We start from the raw sequence: 19,082 nt of genomic DNA, 5'->3' as shown, positions 1-19,082 counted from the left end.
CCTCCACATCCAAATACCCGCGTTGCGCGTCCTCGCGTCCCTGCATAAGACCAGTCTTAACCACCAGCCTCACCAGTCCAGCCGACGCGCCTAAACCAGCGGATATTTCAGCAGTCTCCTAGGCCGTCCGGCGGGCACCAGGCGGAAGATGCGGAGAGCGGCGATGGCGGTGAGGACGAGGACGACGACGAAGATGGACCGGAAGCCGAGGGTCTCGGCCATGAGCCCGCCCACGTAGCCGTCCACGCCGCCCACTCCCCCGTTGATGGCGGCGATGATGCCGACGGAGGTGCCGGAGACCTTGGCCTGCAGGTTCTCGCTGAGCACGATGTAGGCGAGCGCGAACACGGCGCTGGAGACGCCCTGCAGGAACCGGCCGGTGACCAGCAGCGGCAGGGTGGGCGCGGCGATGCAGAGGATGGTGCCGGCGCCCATGATGCCCAGGACCAGCAGCAGCGCGGCGCGGCGGCCGATGAAGTCGCTCCACCGGCCGATCACGGGCCCGGCGATGGCCCCGGCCAGGAAGAACATGGACTGGACGGGGGCGGCGCTGTCCGCGCTTTCGCCGAAGCTCGCGGCGATCTGCGGCAACGCGGGGGTGACCATGCTGGCGTTCAGCTGGAAGGACAGCACGCCCAGCAGCAGGGTGGAGATCAGCAGGGCGGCGCGTCGGCCCGAGAGCCTGGCTGCCTCGTCGTCGGGGATTACGACGGCGGCGCCTCCTTCAGTGGGCGGCGCGGCTGCGGCGGGGGTGGGGGTATTCACATCAAACTCCTTTGTTCGAGCAGAAGGGGATCGTCTTTCAAGGCGATTCAGGTTGTTATACAACCATGTATGACTCACAAGTACAACCATGCGCTACACTTTTTCGAAAACCCGGCCGCTTCCGGCCCTCCTCCTGAGAGAGTTTTCCCATGAACACAACACGTCCTGCCGTCACCGTGGTCGGCAGCATCAACCTGGACCTGATCGCTACCGCCGAGCGGCTTCCGACCGCGGGCGAAACCATCGGCGGCGCCGCCTTGTCCGAGCAGCCCGGCGGCAAGGGCGCCAACCAGGCCGCGGCCGCCGCACGCTTGGGTGGCAGTGCACGGATGGTCGGCGCCGTGGGCCAGGACGCGTCCGGGCAGCGGATGCTCGACGCACTGGCCGCCGCCGGCGTTGATACCCCCGACGTTGCTCGCCTGCCCCAGCCGACCGCGACGGCGCTGATCGTGGTGGACCGCGACGGCGAGAACCAGATTGTCGTGTGCCCGGGCGCCAACTCGCACCTGTCCTTGGACAGGGTGGAGTTCGGTCCGGAGGAGACGGTGCTGTGCCAGCTGGAGGTTGGCCTGGAGGTGGTGCTGGAGGCGGCCCGGAAGGTGCAGGGTTTCTTTGTGCTGAACGCCGCGCCGGCCATGGATCTGCCGGCGGAGCTGCTGGAGCGGTGCGACCTGGTGATCGTCAACGAGAGCGAGTACGCCCTGATCCCGGCCCTCGCGGAGGCGAAGCTTGTGGCAGTGACGTACGGCAAGGACGGTTCGGCGATGTTCGAGCACGGCCGGAAGGTGGCCGAGGCTCCGTCTGCTGCAGTAGCGGTGGCGAACACCGTGGGGGCGGGTGATGCGTTCTGCGCCGCCCTGGTCCTGGCGCTGCGCAGCGGGCTGGACTATGCGCGGGCTCTGGCCGTGGCAAACGCCGTGGGTGCCGATGCGGTGGGCGATCCGTCGTCACAGCCGGATTTGGCACAGCTGGGTCACTACGTGGAGCGGGCGGCTACTGCTTCGGGCGCTTCCTCGTGACTGTTGTTTTCCGGCGGGCGGTGCCGGCGGACTTTCCGGAGGTCCGGCGCATCACCCGCGACGCCTACCTTCGGGCCGGGCACTTCGCCGCGGACCATCCGTACATGAGCGTTCTCGAGGACGTGGAACACCGGGCCGAGCACGCGCAGGTGTGGGTGGCGGAGGCCGCCGGGCGCGCGGTGGCGGCGGTGACACTGACGTTCGCCGGCCAGCCGTACAGCGAGATCGCGCAGGACGGGGACCTGGAGTTCCGGATGCTGGCCGTTGACCCCGCGCAGCAGGCCCGCGGCGTGGGCAGGGCCGTGGTGCGCGAGATCATCGAGCACGCCCGGCAGCTGCCCGGCATCTCGGCGATCAGCATCACCAGCGCCACGTTCATGGAACGTGCGCACGCCCTGTACCGGTCCTTGGGCTTCCGCCGGGCGCCGGAGCGGGACTGGTACGTGCCGGGCGAGGACCTGCTGTTGTGGGTGTTCCAGGTGGAGCTTTGATATCCAATTGCACCACCCCGGACCAGCACAGCCCGCGGCACCTGCACGATGCGTCCCAGGTGCTGAGCTGCGACGGGGGCGCCAGCTGCAGGAGGTGATGCCGGCGCTGCAGGACCTGCTGACCGAAGAATCCAGTTTCAGCCCCCACCTGCTGGCTGCTCACCCGCTAACGGCGAAGTCCTTCGGGGGCGTCGGCGGCCCGGACGTGCCGGACGAGTGAGCGGCTGCGGTTCTCCGCGGGAGCGGCATCGAGGTGCGGATCGGCACCCATGAGGTCAGAAGGGCGCTGCTCACCGACGCTCCACGCGGCTACTCCCCTCGAACACTCACGGCTGGCTGCTGGCCGCGCTGGACGCCTTCGGGCCGAGGGACGACTCCCGGCCACTGGACACTACCGGGGCAAACGCCCGCGGTGGCGTGGTGCGCGGTCCATATTATGGAGTCCCTGCTGGTAACGTCCGACGACCGCGCCTGCCTCGACGCTTCGCCTTCCGCGCGTACATCCCGGCTTGGGATGCTCAGCCAGCCTCATGTTGCGATTTCGTCGCCGGGGCCGGCCAATGACCAGCCGGCCACGATGTTTGCCGACGGCAGCTGGTCGCTGCTGGATTCGTGGTCGCAGGGCTGGGGCGTCGAGGAACTCGCATACGCGCTGCCCGGTGACGCGGGCACGCCGCGGGTCATCTGGAACGAGATGTTTCGGATAGGTCGACGGGGTGGAGTTGAACCCGTACCGGCTGGCGGGTTGCACAGACTTGGAGTGTGAGATGCGGCTGCCCTGGGTGAAGTAGTCAAGGCTGTCAAGACTTCCGTGACCAACAAGGTCGGATCGAGCGTTATGGACCATTACATTTGACCATCGGATGTGATCGTCGCGAGAGTCACGACGCGGCGGCGTTGATGTAACCGGCGGAAACGCCGCCAGCCATGGGCCTTCTTTTGCCCATCGACTTGCTAGCGTGAGCGAATGGAATGCATCAAGAAGCCACTAAGCGTCGCTGAAATAAGCCGTGAGCGCCGCGTCATTAACATGGATCCCGTATATCAACGCGAAGGAGGGGTCTGGTCGAAGGACAAGAAACAGCTGTTTATCGACTCACTCGTTAACCGCTTCGATATCCCAAAGATCTACGTGCATGTGGTCAGCGCAGACGATGCCGGGTTCAAGTACGCCGTGGTTGATGGGAAGCAACGTATCTCAACTGTGCTTGCTTTCATGGATTCCTCACTCGAGTTTGCACCGGATTTTTCGTACTCTGGACGCCCCTGTGCGGAACCACCAAAACCAGGTCAAACGTTCAAAGACCTGACTGAAGAAGCCCGCGACATCATCAAGGAGATCTTTCTCGATTTTGTACTCGTGGAAGCCAACGACGAAGACGAGATTGAAGAGCTTTTCTCCCGCCTGAACAACGGTGAGAAGCTGAATGCAGCAGAGAGCCGGAACGCCTTCGGCGGCAACATGGCTCGATTGGTCCGCGCTCTTGCCGAGGAACCATTTTTCAAGGAAAAGATCGCCTTCGCCAACAAGCGATATTCCCACTATGAGATCACGTGCAAACTCCTTTACCTTGAGCATTCTCTTGCCAGGTCAGGGGGCGATGGACTCGTCGACCTGAAGAAGAAACACCTTGACCAGTTCGTCAATGACTATAAGAACATCTCGGAAGCCGATGGGAAAAAGCTCTTTGACGCAGTCGCGACGAACCTGAAAGCGATGTCACCAATCTTTGAGCTCCGAGATATCGAACTTTCTAAGCAGTCCTACCCGCAACTCATGTACGTCTTTACCCGACATATGTTGGGTCGTTACGGTGCGGCAAATCTGAAAGACAAGATAAAGACTTTCTTGGCAGAATTCAGATTGGACAGGATGACCAATCTGAAAAAGGACGAAGACAGCAGAGACGCGGAACTGACGGATTTCGGGCGGCTAATGCAGCAGGGAACCAATGACGCCAGCAGCATGACTAAGCGCCTGGAGATACTTGTGAAACGCTTCCTGCGCAGTCATCCTGACGTAGCCCTGAAAGATACTCGTAGAGGATTCAACACCGAAGAACGCTGGGCACTTTGGCAGCTCGCCGATAAGCGGTGCAGTCTTTGCGGCACTGAGCTGGAGTCTCTAAGCGAGCTCGACGCGGATCACATCCAGTGGCACGTCGAGGGCGGTCCTACTTCGCTGGCCAACGCTCGCGCTCTTTGCGTGCCATGCAACCGTGGCCATGCCGGGGTCTCGTCCAACCCAGACTCTGTCGGGGTACCGTAACAACCAGCTGGCCCATCCCGAGGAGCCGACGCGAGTTCGTGCGCTCCCCCATGCACTCCAACCCCCGGGAGCCCAACCGGTTATGTGTGTTCAAGGTGTGGACGCCTATATGGCGTATCAGACTTCCTCCTCAGTTTTCAATCTGCAATATTCGGCTTTGGCGAGGAAGGGCGATTCAAGTAACGCAGTGGAGCGGTCCGAAGGTGAGCGCGAGGGTTGAGGCGGGAACACGCACGAAAAGTACGCCCTTTTTCAATGTTCGCTTGAAAACCCGGGGTGATGGCCTGCTGGTGAGGTGTCGACCGATATGATCGTGTCCCATGACCTTCGTGCAATCGGACCCAACTCCTTCTGGCGCTCAAATGGTGGATCTCTTCGCCGGTCCGGGTGGATTGGATGTCGCTGCACGCTGGTTGGGATTGTCTGTGGCTGGTATCGAGTGGGACGCTAATGCCTGCGCAACCAGAAGGGCTGCAGGGCTAGAAACCGTGCAAGGTGATGTACGGGAGCACGGTCCTGCGGAGTTCCCTTATGCTTCTATTCTCGCAGGGGGGCCTCCGTGTCAGACGTACACTGTGGCCGGGGCAGGCGCAGGTCGTAAGGCATTGGACCAGGTCCTGTCTTTCATTGCTCGCATGGCCGATGGCGACGACGTCATGACCGAGCTAGCCGCGTTGGAGGATGAACGCACCGGCCTGGTGCTGCAGCCGTTGCGATGGGCTCTTGAGGCCCACCAGGCGGGCAACGCGTACGAGGTGATTGTCTTAGAGCAGGTGCCTGCGGTCCTGCCCGTCTGGGATGCCATGGCGAGGGTCCTGGGACCACTGGGTTATCAGACGGCAACCGGGATACTTCACGCTGAAGAGTACGGCGTTCCGCAGACCCGGCGCCGCGCGATCCTGATTGCGAATCGGTACCGGACGCCCGTTCTTCCTGCCCCGACGCACCAAAAATTCAGAAGAAAAGCGTTGAAGGAATCCACGGACCAATCGCTGTTGCTGCCGTGCCGGAGCATGGGCGAAACGCTGGCCCGAGCAGAGCCCTTCGAACTCGTGTCCAACTATGGGACCGGCGGTGATCCCAAGGCCCGCGGTAGACGCAGCTCCAGGGAGCCTGCTTTCACGGTTACTGGGAAGGTCTCAAGGAATCGCCTGTTCTCAAAAAAAGGTGAACTCGATCGTCTAAACGTGTCAGAGGCGGGCCGGCTGCAGACGTTCCCCGCTGATTACCCGTGGTCGGGTAAAGACGTCTCCCAACAAATTGGCAACGCCATTCCACCCCGGTTGGCCGCTCACGTTCTTGCAGCAGCGCTAGGTCGAGAACTTCCTGCAGATTTCCTCGACTCGATGACGAGAACAAAATGGACGGACATCGTCGATGAGGCTATAGATAGATCGCACCTCATTGCGGATGCCTACGACCCAGCGATGGTGTGACCCAAGAAGGTTAGAGTAGCGGTAGATCGAGTGGGGTCCTCGATTCCGAAGGGGCGCTTCCACATTCTTTAGCCGGTCCATATTCTCAAGGCTGAGACTTTCTCGCTCTGATGGCCTCGTCATCACGTAAAGAAGCGTCTTCATTGATGGCTTTCATTTTCTGCCGCATGCATAAGGACCTGATGCAGCCCAACCAGGAGCCTGCGCTGGTGGCTCCTCGAAGCGCTATGACAAACACGCCACACCCCAAATGTTTGGATGATCATCCGCGTGAAGTCTCCTCTGCATCGTTAGGATCGAGAAGTCTATTTGGGAAGGGAAATCAGCAGTGTCGCACGATTTTATTTGGAACGAGCCGAATGCTGTGCTCCTGAATTTTCTCGAGAACTGGCGTGCGGTGGTCCCTCGGATCTACCAAGAAGATCCCAAGATGCTCGAGGAGCACGTGGGGCAGGAGAACTCTTTCCGAACGAGTGGGTACTCTCGTCGTCAGGTCACAGAACTGGTCCAGAACGCAGCTGACGCAATTTTCAGGTCAGGAAAGACGGGAAGAATCAAGCTCATTCTGACCGATCGATACCTTTACTGTGCTAACGACGGCAAGGAATTCGACCAGGCAGGAATCGACGCGATTACTCATGCCTACCTCAGCGACAAGAGGGGCGAAGAAATCGGCCGGTACGGCAACGGGTTCAAGTCGGTCCTGGCCGTGACCGAAAACCCGCAGGTCTTTAGCCGTTCAGTCAGTTTCCAATTCGGGGCGCCGGAGGCTCGTGCGATCCTTGCTAGAGTTGCTGCGCGCGACAACGACCTGCCGATACTCCGCCTACCCACGGTCTTGAAGGCAATGGACGCGATTGGCGAAGATGCCACGCTTCAGGAACTGACGGAATGGGCGACCACAGTAGTACGGCTTCCGCTTCACCAGAATGTGGAGCTTGAGGAACAGCTACTCGGCTTCCAAACTCAGTTCCTGCTCTTCACGCCCCACGTGGAGAAGTTGACCATTACCATACGTCGGAATGGCGGTCAGCCGGAGGTTGAGCACTCGTGTCGATCAATTGGACGTTCGTCCTACGAACTGCAGGGGCCCCGTCTCGCGACGCAGAGGTGGGCGATCTTCAAAAGGGCACACGAACCCTCGCTATCGGCACGACAAGAGGTGGATGATGCGATCGCCCGGAAGTCGATCAACGTTACCTGCGCCATGCCTCTAGACAACCCCGGCAGAGAAGGGGAATTCTGGGCCAACTTCCCCCTGTCCGACCGGACCTCCGCCGTCGGCATTTTTAACGCGCCCTGGGCCCTGAGTGAAGACCGAAGCCATATTCTGACAGAGAAGAAATACAACGCCGAGATTTTTGACACCCTGGCTCAACTTTTCGTCGATTCCTTGCCGAACCTTCGCACAAAAGAGCAACCCGCTCGGCATCTCAGATACCTACCTAGCCGGCCCCAGGAGTACCACTCTCTGGCCGACAAGGCCTTAATCTCGCATATCCATCGCAAGGCTTCCGAATCCGCTCTAATCCCCGACGCCACCGGGCAACTCCACCACGGTTGCGATATCATCGCTCTAAACTACGGGGTGGTATTACCCGAGAGTGCCATGGCCGTGTGGGCTGCTGCCCCACATACACCCGACAATGTGCCTCACTTGTCGTGTTACCAAGACGACAAGAGCGGAACTATTAGGGTCCGCTTACGAGAATTGCATCGACGGGCGTTCGCCGACGCCGGGGCGCTCTTACAACGAGATTTGCCGGCGTCGAGAAACGAACTCCACCCCTCAAAGTGGTTGAATATGCTTGGCGATGTTGACGATCTCAGGTATTCACGAGCAGCCCTTGCTTTGATTCCCAGCATCGAGGTGGAGAAGGCACGCGTAAGCTTCTCCGCAGCCCGCATCGTTCCTACTGACAGGGGCCGAAGAGTCGCCCTGAACGAGTATGCGAACGTTTACCTTCCTCCCGATGGCGGACAGGAACTACCTGGCTATGAACTCGTTGCTGGCGACATTGCCAAAAACGTCTCCTTCCGCAAGATTCTCGAGAATTTCGGGTTCAAAGTGCTCGACGCTGAGGTCGTCTTTACCTCTATGCTCTCTAGCTTGGGGCCACGCTCCGCGGATCGTCAGTGGGAAGACCTTTGGGACCAGTCACTCAATCTCGAACCACGCCGCTTAGCCCTCATACTCAAAAGCTGGAGACATGGGGGCAACATCGTCAAAGTTATGACGCAGGCTTCGACGTGGCGCAATTCTGAAGAGGTCTTCGCTTTTCAGAACCCGGCCGTGGATATCCCCTGGCCGGATCGAGTGCTGCTACCTAACTTCCTTACCAAGGAACTTATTGAGGTCCTCGGCGTTGTCACCGGATTCTCGCCCCGGTATCCCGTTATCGAGGAGGCCGAGTTCTCGCTCTACCGCGCCTGGGCAGTCGAACAGGCCTGGGAGGCAGGCGCGGGGGACCAAAATTCAGCACCGGAAGATTGGTACTTCGCGGAAGAACGAGGGGGCGGGCCCATTGGGCTCCTCAAAGATCTGTTCCAAGTTAGCCCTCAACCAACCGTTCACTTGGTGCAGTTGACTGCTGCCCTGCTTAGGACCAATACGTCTCGAGAGTGGAATCTCCACAGCCCTGATGGGTCCGAGAGCTTCCTAGTCCTGGCCCCGCATCTTTGGGCGGTTATGACATGGGGTCTGGCAGACACCTCCTTCGGCAGTGTCCTCCCGGCCTCACGCGTGGTGTCTCCCCTCCTGCAACAGTATCTTCCCTGGGTACCCCTACCCAAGGATTCGCACTTCGGTATCCTGCCGCTGCCTGGGTCGATCGAGGAGATCGACCCTGAGGTTCTCGTCGAGGGCATGAAAGCAGGCCGGGGCATGCAGGCCACGGCTGCAGTCACCAGCTCCCTCGTGAGCTTCCTGTCCAAAGCTCTTCCGAGAACACATGACGAACAACGTTGGGCGGGCGAGGTTCCAGCGGTGGTGGGTACTGAGATCGAGCTGGTCCCCGCAGGGCAGATCTTCATCGCATCTCAAGAGGCGCAGGTCCAGGTTCTGAAACGATCAAAGAATCCGTATCTTTTCGTCGAGGACGACACTGTCCGAAACATCCTTTTCGAGCACGCTGACTTCCAGGACGCCGCGAGCGCCATTCAGTTCGAGTTGATTCCCCAGCAGCCTGCCGAGTCTGTGCTCCTTACAGACTGCATTCCGACCGTCTACCGTCTGCTTGACCGCAAAGATCGACGACTTACCATCACGGAATGCTCCGGAATCGTGGCCCGTCAGTTGACGCCGGCGGGTACCCAAGAGCAACTTCTGACGCGGGCCTTCCACGACGGGACGGTATATGTAACCAGTGACCCTTCCGTGAGGAAGAATGCTTACGACCTGCTTGCCTGGATCAATCAGGAAGTCGGTCTAGGGTTGAGTGCCGCGGACGCTCAGAGTGCTGTACAGGAGCTCTTCGACGCTGATTTAGACGAGTTGAGGCAGCGGTCTCGTGCCGCATCTTCTAACGAGGACCGCTTGAAAATTCTGGCGTCCCCCGATCAGCTGAACGCGAAGCTTCCTCCTGGTCTTTCGGATACTCTCAGGGCCATGGGAACCCCTGTCCAGGACGAAGATATGGCAGGCCTGTTCCTCGATTCCTTCGGGACTGACTCCTTGAGTCTTCTCACGGATGAGTTGAGGGCTCTCGGATTGACGCCACCTGACAAATGGGGTGGTCTGGGCCCTGCTCGCAGGTTCGTAACGGATTTGGGGTTTACGCCAGACTTCGCTGGGACGTCCAAGCCTTCGCGGCCACCAGCGGAGATCGTGATGGGCAAACCTGGACTGGGAGAGTTGCACGACTACCAGCAGGAGGCTCTGCGGGAACTCCGGTTTTGCCTTCGTTCAAACCCTGGCCATGCCGACAAGGCCCTGTTGGAATTGCCGACTGGTGCGGGTAAGACCCGCGTCGCCGTGGAGTCGTTGGTCAGGGCATTCCTGAACAACGATTTCGCGTCCATCGGCCCCGTCTTGTGGATCGCGCAGTCCGAGGAATTATGCGAGCAGGCAATCACCACGTGGAGTGAGGTATGGCGGGAGTTCTCCGATCAGCGGTCGTTAAGTATTAACCGATTCTTTGGTACCCATCGACCGCAGGCACCCGAACTGGAGTTAAGCGTGGTCGTGGCGACAGATGCAATGCTCTACGAGCACATCGATGATGATTCGTACGACTGGATCTATGCTCCTGTCGCTGTAATTGTCGACGAAGCGCATAGGGCGGCGGACAACAAAATGTACAGGAGGATTTTTCAGAGACTCGGTGTAGACCTTGGAAACCGCGAGCGTCCACTTATCGGTCTTTCGGCCACCCCGTACCGGGGACGGAACCCCGAGGTGACGAGTCTGTTGGCGAAGCGGTTCGGGAACAATCTTGTCCAGACGTTGGGCCCTGATCCAATCAAGGAACTTCAGGACCGTGAAGTTCTGGCACGTATTGATCATCAGGTCCTTCCCGGTACCCGCCTGGATGTCGGAATGTCGGAGATCGAACGCAAGAACTTGTCGCAGGACACTTTGAACCGAGTGGGTGAAGACCAAACGAGGACCAAAGGCATCGTCAATCACATCATGGCATTACCGGAGGAATGGAAGGTTTTGGTGTTCATGCCGTCGGTGCTCTCGGCGCAGGTCCTAGCGACCATCTTGAAGAGTAAGGGTGTGCAGGCGGGATCGGTAAGTGGCCGGAGTTCGCGCGGGGAGCGAGCGAAAGTGATCTCCGATTTCAAGCAAGGATCGCTCCAAGTCCTTGTCAATTGCGAGCTGTTAACGCAGGGGTTCGACGCGCCGCAGGTCCGGGCCCTTTACGTTGCCCGGCCGACCCTGAGCGAAAGCCAGTACGTGCAGATGGTCGGTCGGGGATTGCGTGGACCCAAGAACCGTGGTTCCGAGCGGTGTTTGGTTGTGAACCTCGAGGACACGATCGCGAATGTCGACGTTGATCTTGCCTACCGAGGGTTCACCCAGTACTGGGGGGTCGAGGGATCATGAGGTTAATCCCACCGACGGATTACATTGACGCCCAGAGTCGTGCGGAACGGAAAGTCGCGCAACTCCTCACAGCGATCCGCTCCGACGAAGGTGTCGCATATCATTCGGTCCACCTTCCTCGCCACCGCAAGCAGGTTATGGGTGAGGCGGACTTTGTTGTGCTGTGGAAAGGAACCATCCTCGTGCTGGAGGTCAAGGGTGGGCGAATCGGGCGGACCGATAACGGCCTCTGGTACTCGGTGGACCGTCAGGGCACCCGTCATCTTTTGAAACGCAGCCCGTGGGTTCAGGCAAAGGACGCTTCATTCGCCTTACTCGACATCCTCGCCGAGCACACGCACGAGGGTTTGCCGTTCGCATATGCCGTTGTGACCCCTGACCAGAACCTTCCCGCTGACGTCGAATGGGTTCCGCAGCAACACATCGGGTTGGAACGGATGACTCCGGCAGCACTGGAGCGGAGCCTGGACGCGCTAGCTCGCCTGGCGCGCACACCGCCAGGTAACTCCGACACCTCCCGTCACCTTCGTCCGATGGCAAACCTCTCGACTTTGATCACCTTCCTCCGTCGCGAGGTGGACGCTATGCGGACAGTGCCAGACACCGAAATGCTCATCGACCGAAACATTGTGACCATGACCGACGAGCAGGTCGATGCGATGCGGGCATTCGAACGAAATCCACGGGTCATGGTCCTTGGCGGCGCCGGGACGGGTAAAACAGTTGTGGCGATAGAAGCGGCTCGCCGTGCCGCGATCGACGGGAGTTCCGTCGCTTTCGTCTGCGGCTCCCCTGGCGTGTTGAAACTCGCCTCGGAATTGCTAATCAACAGCCCAGTGCAGTTGGTGTCCTTCGATTCGATTCCCAGCGAACCCGTGTTCGACGTGGTCGTAGTCGACGAGGCACAGGACCTTCTCAATCTGGAAGACATGAGCAGGCTTTCGGAATCCGTTCGCGGCGGATTGCAGGGCGGTAGGTGGTGGATCTTCCTGGACCCCAACAATCAGACTCACTTGAGCGGGGTGTTCGACGAGATGGTGTACAAGGAGATCCAGGCTAGTGCTGTCATTGTCGACCTGACGAAGAACGTCAGGAACGCCCGAACCATCGTGACTGCAGTGCAGTCCCATCTCGGGGCGGACCTCGGAAGTCCACGCATCGGCGAAGGACCGGACGCTTCGATCGTAAAGGCACGAAGCCCCGAGGAAGCCCTCCGCCTTCTTGACGCTCGCCTTAGTAACCTCCGTGACCAAGACGTCAGTCGTAAGAAGATCACCATCATCAGTGCCGCAAATGATCCCTCGTCGTCTGTCCTTGTGGTCGAAGGCCGCCTATCGGCGAGTTACACCTTGGGAAACCAGTCCTACGAGGTAGCCACAGCAGCGAACATTAAAGGCCTAGAGCGGGAGCACGTCATTGTCGTGGACGTCGGTGACCTGGAAACCACTGGAGGCCGGGCCGCCGCCTATGTGGCCATGACCCGGCCTCGTTACTCGCTCTACGTAATCAGTTCCCCCGGCGCCTACCAGATCATGGGACAAAATGCGCTGCGGTACCTACAGCAAGAGGTGGGAAAGGTCGGTGCCCGCAATGAATGAAGCTGTCGAACGCCAGAAGCGCGTAATCGAGCACCTTGAACAGCAATACCTGGGCCCGATTGATGGGCCGGAGGAGCTACTAAGGAACCGACCAGACGCCACCTACCTCGTCGGAGTCCTCTACCCCGCCGGTATTGGGGTAGAGGAGGAGCTACAAGCCTCAATCGAGGACACCCCCGGTGAAGAAGACCTCGATGGTAAGGAGGAATCCCCCATCGACATGGCAAACGCATACCAGCCCACGTCCAGCGCCCTGTCGTTCATCCATGATGGCGAGGCAGTAGACATCGATCTGGGATACGCCACCTACATCGAGGAGAAAACCGATACCCACAGCGCTTGGCGGCGCCAGGGGCACCAGTTCTCCGGTATCCGGTGCGATCAGCGAGCCATCGCGGTGGCCCCCGGAGACGGGCGTGTGGCATTGGACGTACGATCGCGGCCTTTCGGTCTAAACAGTTCCCTGGTCACCGTTGCCATCAGCAATACGCGAGTAGCCCCGAAGAACGACCAAGGAGAAGGACTACTACGCACCGAGGACTGTCTGTACCAAGTTGACATGACCGTACGCTCGATCGGGGGCCGGATCCTGCCCTACAGGTCGGTGGAGGATCTCCGACTAGATAGAGAACAGGAAGAACTAGCGGTGCGCTACCGACACCGGCAGGTCTTCGCTGTGGGCCACGGGACGTCGGTGCGCTGGGAACATGATGCGAGCAGCGGATGCTCCTCGGTGTCCCTGGACCCACTACCTCGCTATACAGTCCCAACCGTCAAGGCCATGGCAAGTGACTCCAGTATCTTGCGACTACATCGACTCATCCAGATTCAGGACGACACTGCAGAAGTTCTCGAGGAACTAAGAACCTTCGTCGACGAATACGGAATCTGGACCCAAGAACAACAGGACCAGGCACGAAGACTCGAAAAACACCACCAAGCGGCAGCCGGAAGGATTACGGACCGACAGCGCACCGCCGTCGAGCGTATGCACGAAGGAATCACTCTGCTCGAAGGCTCCTCGAGGTGCAGGGACGCCTTTCGTCTGGCCATGTCCGCCATGCACGAGCAAATGCTCCAATCAGATCGCGCGAAAGCCTCTGGTTCCGATGGAAACGAGCCTAGGCGGGAACCGGCATGGCGGCCGTTCCAGTTGGGATTCATCCTCGTCTCCCTCGCAAGCACCGCAGATGCCGATAACCCCCACCGGGACCTCGTAGACCTGATCTGGTTCCCCACTGGTGGAGGCAAGACAGAGGCCTACCTAGGTTTGGCGGCCTTCGAAATCTTCAGGCGCCGGCTCGAGCACGGGATCAGGGGCGGCGGTACTGCCGTCATCACCCGTTATACCCTGCGCCTACTGACTACGCAGCAGTTCCAACGCGCTGCGACCCTGGTGTGCGCCATGGAACGCCTCCGCGCGAGTGATCCACTGGTCCGGGGCATGGCACCGTTCACCATCGGACTCTGGGTCGGGAATGAGACCACTCCGGGGACCCAGAAGAAAGCCATCAAACGCCTAGAGCTCACCAGGAGAAGGGAGATCCCTGACAACCCCTTCCAGCTCACCGAATGCCCTTGGTGCGGCCACCGGATGATGCCAGAAACCAGGTCGGAACAGGCCGCGGACTATGGGGCCGTACACTCAGCCGGGGACATCTGGCTCCGCTGCCCCGATCGGAGCTGCCACTTCCACGAGCGGCTTCCCGTCGAAGTCGTCGACGAGAGGATCTACAGATATCCGCCCACTATCTTGCTCGCGACTGTCGACAAATTCGCGCGGCTCCCCTTCAAGCAGGAAGCTGGCGTTCTGCTAGGCGCCGGCACTACGGCGAACGACCCCCCCTCGTTGATACTCCAGGACGAGATGCATCTGCTCTCCGGTCCTCTAGGCACAACAGTCGCGATCTACGACGCCGCCGTCCTTGGCATCATAGGAGAGGTCGGCGGACGCCCGAAGATCGTCGCGTCCACCGCGACAATCCGTTCCGCGGAAGATCAGGTGAAAGGGCTCATGGCCAGGAACGTCCAACTGTTCCCACCATCTGGACTCAATGAGGAGGACAGCTACTTCGCCCGCCCAGTCCACGACCCCCACGCCCCTGGCAGGACCTACATCGGGCTCATGCCCCAAGCCTTTACCCAATCTACCTCGGTAGTACGTGCCATGGGCGCCATGCTCGAAGCACCTGGGCAAGCCGCCCAGGGACCACAGGACCTCAAGGGAACCGATGCCTACTGGACGGCAGTGGCTTATCACAACAGCCTGCGCGAGCTTGGGCGTACTGTGACCCTTGTCCGCGATGACGTCAACAGCCTGCTGGCTACCCGACGTGGACCAGAAGGCAGGTCACGGCAGATTCGCGGTGACGGCATAGTGGAGCTGACCAGCCACGTGGACGCCGAGGACCTTCCCAAGGCGCTGCGGCGCTTAGGGCGTGGCCTCGACAAATGCGATGCCGTGGACGTGGTCGCCTGTACAAACATGCTGTCAGTGGGTATAGACGTCCCACGGCTGGCCCTCATGCTAATGAACGGTCAACCTAAGACCACCTCCGAGTACATACAGGCCACTAGTCGTGTGGGACGCGGTGACGTTCCGGGGGTGATCGTAACGTTGTACCGAGCCTCACGCCCACGCGATCGTTCTCACTACGAGTCGTTCCTCGGCTATCACCAGGCGCTTTACCGCAGTGTTGAACCGACCAGTGTTACCCCCTGGTCCACCGCGTCCAGACACCGTTCCCTGGCAGCCGTTCTGGTGATCATGGTGCGGCACCTGAGCCCCTGGCGCGAGGATTCGCAAGCTGTACTCTTCCGGGCCGATTCCAACGTGGTCCGTAACGTCCGGGAGACAATCCTGGACGTCGTGGGACGTGCGGACCCTGACGAGTATAAGGCAACGCAGGAGCACCTCGAGCGATTGATCGACCAATGGCGTATTCGTACGTCACCGGATCCCGACACCGGGAAATCGACGCTGCGCTATCAGCCCCTACAAGCAAAGTATGGAGAGCCTGCCTTGATGCGCGCCTTCGACGAGGAACGAGATGGGTGGGCCGTGATGAATTCGATGCGCAGCGTCGATTCCAACGTCAACATGAAGATCATCGGGGAGAAGGCATGAGCTCGAAAGCCAAAGTCGCACAGGGCAACGCACCGGAGATGCGTCAGCTGAGACTGCAGGAGACCATCTACCCGTTCGGAGTCGGCGCCATCGTCGATATCAACAGCGAATCGTTCATCGGCATGGACACAGGTACGTGGAACGAGAAAACCTGCGAGCCCCTGTCCTGCCCACCTTTGGAACGGGCGTTGGGGGTTCTGCAGCTGCGTCGACCCCCGACGGCCAGCGAATACAGTAACAATTCCAACTTCGCCTTGCCCTACCGCAGGTTTCCCAAGTGGCGTTTCTGCCAGGACTGCGCACTAATGTCCAACCGGATCCATCACAAGAACGGGGCCAGCACGAACAGCTGTTCCAGATGTGCAGGGCCAATGGTCCCTATGCGTTTCGTCGCCGTCTGTGAGGCGGGAGGTCATATCCAGGATCTCGACTGGCGGCGGTGGTCCCACTTCGAGTCCTCAAACGATGAGCAGCGCCAGTGCAAGGATTTCGAGCACCTAGAACTGCGAACCACGCCAGGGTCCGGTGAAGGACTGCGCTCGTTGCGAGTCCTGTGTCGCTCCTGTGACGCCTCGAGGCACCTGGGTTCGTTGGGACGCAACACGTCGTTGTCCGAGGAGGGGTACAAATGCTGGGGCCTGCAGCCCTGGGAACCGCAGGACACCGCCAAGGAATGCACACAGGAACTGCGGGTTGTCCAACGGGGCTCCACTAGCGTCTATCAAGCGGAGACAGCTTCGGCTATCGACATCCCCGAAGTGGAATCGGCCATGGTAGCCCTTCGGGACAAAGTCCTCCAGAACGACATGTTTAAAGCTGTCTTCGGACAGCAAGCGGGACCATTGCTTGATCATGCCGTCCCCGTCGTCTCCATCCAGACCGGCGCCCCGGAACACATGGTCCGTCACTTGCTGACGACCGACCCGGCGACCGACACCGCCGAACTGCAGAGCAACTTGCACTCAGGCGAGTGGGCGGCGTTCGACAGGGTCCTGGCAGGGGACACACAAGTGACGAACCCCGATTTCGACGTTCGTCCATCCGACTACCCTGGAGAACCAGGCGTGCTGCCGTCCCTGGCGGGACTGGTTGCGGACGTCGGTCTGGTTCGCCGGTTACGGGAGGTGCGAGCCCTGAGGGGTTTCCGCCGCTACGAGCAAGAAGACTTCACACGGGTGGACCTCGGAAGCATCGACGGCCTCAAGTGGTACCCGGCTATCGAGCAGTTCGGGGAAGGCATCTTCCTCCGATTCAACGAGCAGGCCCTCCGTACATGGGAGGAGGACCCCGCCGTCCAGCGACGGACCCAACACTGGATCGATCGAGGGGCGAAGCTTGCTAACCGTAGGGGTGTCATCGCCAATCTGCATCCCCGCTACGTGCTCCTGCACACCCTGGCGCACCTGTTGATGCGGCGATTGGAGTTCCAGAGCGGCTACTCCGCGTCGTCTCTATCCGAGCGTATCTACGCCTCGAATGACGGTCCGGACCCTCAAGGCGGTCTCTTGATCTACACCAGCAGCGGGGATGTCCAGGGCACACTTGGAGGTCTTGTCCGGTTAGGCGAGGCGCGGTACTTCTCCCGGCTGCTCCTAGGTGCGGTCGAGGACGCAGATCGGTGCTCCAACAACCCGGTGTGCGCCGAGAGCCGGGGACAAGGTATGAACAGCCTCAACCTCGCAGCTTGCCACGCATGCAGTCTCATCTCTGAAACCTCCTGCGAGCGCAACAACATCTATTTGGATCGTAGGCTCCTTGTTGGCGATGAGTCCGTGCCGGGTTTCTTCCGTACAGTCCTGATGGATGCCCGGGCTAGTATCCAGGGATGAACTGCGGGGATGATTGGAGAGCAGTGCTGGTTCATCACCTGGGTCCCTCCCCGACCTCTCCGGTACGTGGGGATCTCAGGGACCGTGGAGCCCGTGTTCAAAGGCATGGGACCTTTGAACACCGCCGCGGAGGACTTGCGTTTGTTCCCTCAAGTCAATGAGACGTGTGAGCGGCTGATCCACATCCTATATCCAACGACCCTGATCAATGGGCCGGAGCAAGGCCGCCGTCATCAGTCTCCAACTGACTGGAAACATCTTCCCCGTTCGAGAATGAGCATCTCGATCACATGTAAGGTGTTGGACGATGGCTGCTGATGTCTATGATGACCCGTTCACTCTTTTTAGCGAGCCACAATGGGCCGCAGAGGAACAAAGGAGTGCGAGAGACACTGCTGGATCCCCGAGGGCACGACGGGCCCGACCCCCTTCCCCGGACCCTGGCAAACGTCCCGAGCCGGCGCTGAGGTCGCGTCCCCGCAGGACTACAGCCGTTCCACCCACTCCGACCCAGGACCCGGAAATCCACCACATCAAGGGCTCGATTCAAGCTGGCGACCCAGGGGGGGATCGGTGCGGACATGCCATCCGAAACGCTCTCGACCAAGCCTACGACGGGCGCCGGACGGGGAGGTGGGATTTGACCCAGCTGACAAAAGCAGAATCAGCCCATGTCGGACCACTCATCGAGGTCTGGCTCCAAAGGGTTCTAAATCTCGACGACGGCATCACTACCTCACTCCAGATCGCTGGAGTCGACGTGGCCTGCACATGGAGTGAGAGGCTCGACGGCTGGACACTCGACCGCCCAGGTCCCGAGCAACGTGAAATACCCTACTTGGTGACATGGGCCAACGAAGAGACCTCGCGGTTCAGCCTTGGTATCCTCCGCCCCGGCCCCGACTCGCGCGGAGTGGCATCTATGGACCGCGGACGCCCCCGTTTGTCTCAAGTGGGGATCGATCAGATTCTATGGGTCTTCGACGGATGTGTCTTACCAGCCAACGTACTTGCTAAACATCCCGGAACGGCCATGTCGGCCGTGACTCAATCCTCGGGCCAGAAAGCCGTCAACATGTTGTTCCGTCAGTTACAAGGTGAACTTGTGCAACATTCCGCAGTGGAGACGGTCGCCCAGCAGATAGACTCCTCCAAGCGGGTCCGTGAAGCGCGAGACCAGCTGAGAGCCGAGGGGATCGTCATTCTGGGCCCTTATCATCCTCAACCCGAAATCGCGGCCGCACTCGGAGTACCGTCGCCAAGAGCGGGGACTTTCGTGAGTCACCGTTTGGTCCCTATGGCGGCCGGGGAAGTCGGAACTGGCGCGATGATCGACGGTGGAAGGTGGCGTCTTGCCGTCCCAGGTGATCCGATTACCACGGCACCTGTGCTCCCCGTTCAAGGCAAAGAAAGAAAATGACCTTTGGGCGCTAAGCAGGTCGCACGGAAGTCTGCTCGACCTGCATACAGAATGTCGCGTGTGTACTGCGTGATCGAG

Annotated in this window: 11 protein-coding genes and 2 pseudogenes; 11 read left to right on the top strand and 2 right to left on the bottom strand. The window is 60.1% G+C overall.

Features of this window, described 5'->3' with window-relative positions:
• Nucleotides 1-120: 120 nt before the first annotated feature.
• Nucleotides 121-765 (bottom strand): annotated as a pseudogene (locus NFU08_RS14700) (MFS transporter); the annotation flags it as partial.
• A 149-nt stretch (nt 766-914) separates the two neighbouring features.
• Here NFU08_RS14700 and NFU08_RS14695 point away from each other — a divergent pair.
• The 3 genes from NFU08_RS14695 to NFU08_RS20870 all read left to right on the top strand — a co-directional run bounded on the left by NFU08_RS14695 (nt 915) and on the right by NFU08_RS20870 (nt 2,495).
• Nucleotides 915-1,784, top strand: a complete 870-nt coding sequence (locus NFU08_RS14695) for a ribokinase (RefSeq protein ID WP_251424371.1) — start codon at nt 915-917, stop codon at nt 1,782-1,784.
• On the top strand, nt 1,781-2,275 hold the full coding sequence (locus tag NFU08_RS14690) for an N-acetyltransferase (RefSeq protein ID WP_251424369.1): 495 nt from the start codon (nt 1,781-1,783) through the stop codon (nt 2,273-2,275). Before NFU08_RS14695 ends, NFU08_RS14690 begins: the two co-directional genes overlap by 4 nt.
• Nucleotides 2,276-2,372: 97 nt before the next feature.
• Entirely contained in the window at nt 2,373-2,495 is a 123-nt protein-coding gene (locus NFU08_RS20870) for a hypothetical protein (protein ID WP_285835602.1), read from the top strand.
• A gap of 308 nt (nt 2,496-2,803) precedes the next feature.
• Here NFU08_RS20870 and NFU08_RS14685 read toward each other — a convergent pair whose 3' ends face one another.
• Nucleotides 2,804-2,959 carry a hypothetical protein gene (locus NFU08_RS14685; RefSeq protein ID WP_251424367.1) on the bottom strand — a complete coding sequence of 52 codons (156 nt, stop codon included), beginning with the start codon at nt 2,957-2,959 and terminating at the stop codon, nt 2,804-2,806.
• A gap of 283 nt (nt 2,960-3,242) precedes the next feature.
• Between NFU08_RS14685 and NFU08_RS14680 the strand changes: the two genes are divergently transcribed.
• The 8 genes and pseudogenes from NFU08_RS14680 to NFU08_RS21030 all read left to right on the top strand — a co-directional run bounded on the left by NFU08_RS14680 (nt 3,243) and on the right by NFU08_RS21030 (nt 19,004).
• Entirely contained in the window at nt 3,243-4,544 is a 1,302-nt protein-coding gene (locus NFU08_RS14680) for a DUF262 domain-containing protein (protein WP_251424365.1), read from the top strand.
• Nucleotides 4,545-4,864: 320 nt separating this feature from the next.
• A pseudogene (locus NFU08_RS14675) lies at nt 4,865-5,134 on the top strand (DNA cytosine methyltransferase); the annotation flags it as partial.
• A 45-nt stretch (nt 5,135-5,179) separates the two neighbouring features.
• Entirely contained in the window at nt 5,180-5,980 is an 801-nt protein-coding gene (locus tag NFU08_RS14670) for a DNA cytosine methyltransferase (protein WP_251424373.1), read from the top strand.
• A gap of 328 nt (nt 5,981-6,308) precedes the next feature.
• A complete protein-coding gene (locus NFU08_RS14665) occupies nt 6,309-11,030 on the top strand; it encodes a DEAD/DEAH box helicase (RefSeq protein WP_251424363.1) in 4,722 nt (1,573 codons plus the stop codon).
• Nucleotides 11,027-12,628, top strand: a complete 1,602-nt coding sequence (locus NFU08_RS14660; protein WP_251424361.1) for an NERD domain-containing protein — start codon at nt 11,027-11,029, stop codon at nt 12,626-12,628. The genes NFU08_RS14665 and NFU08_RS14660 overlap by 4 nt, the downstream gene beginning before the upstream one ends.
• On the top strand, nt 12,621-15,755 hold the full coding sequence (locus NFU08_RS14655; protein WP_251424359.1) for a helicase-related protein: 3,135 nt from the start codon (nt 12,621-12,623) through the stop codon (nt 15,753-15,755). Before NFU08_RS14660 ends, NFU08_RS14655 begins: the two co-directional genes overlap by 8 nt.
• A complete protein-coding gene (gene drmB / locus NFU08_RS14650) occupies nt 15,752-17,584 on the top strand; it encodes a DrmB family protein (RefSeq protein WP_251424357.1) in 1,833 nt (610 codons plus the stop codon). The genes NFU08_RS14655 and drmB overlap by 4 nt, the downstream gene beginning before the upstream one ends.
• Before the next feature lie 307 nt (nt 17,585-17,891).
• A complete protein-coding gene (locus NFU08_RS21030; protein WP_397425901.1) occupies nt 17,892-19,004 on the top strand; it encodes a NaeI family type II restriction endonuclease in 1,113 nt (370 codons plus the stop codon).
• The last annotated feature ends 78 nt before the right edge of the window (nt 19,005-19,082 follow it).

The sequence above is a fragment of the Pseudarthrobacter sp. NCCP-2145 genome (genome assembly GCF_023708005.1).
Classification (GTDB): domain Bacteria; phylum Actinomycetota; class Actinomycetes; order Actinomycetales; family Micrococcaceae; genus Arthrobacter; species Arthrobacter oxydans.
Note: the sequence above shows the minus strand (reverse complement) of the source record. Positions and strands in the feature narration are given on the sequence as shown.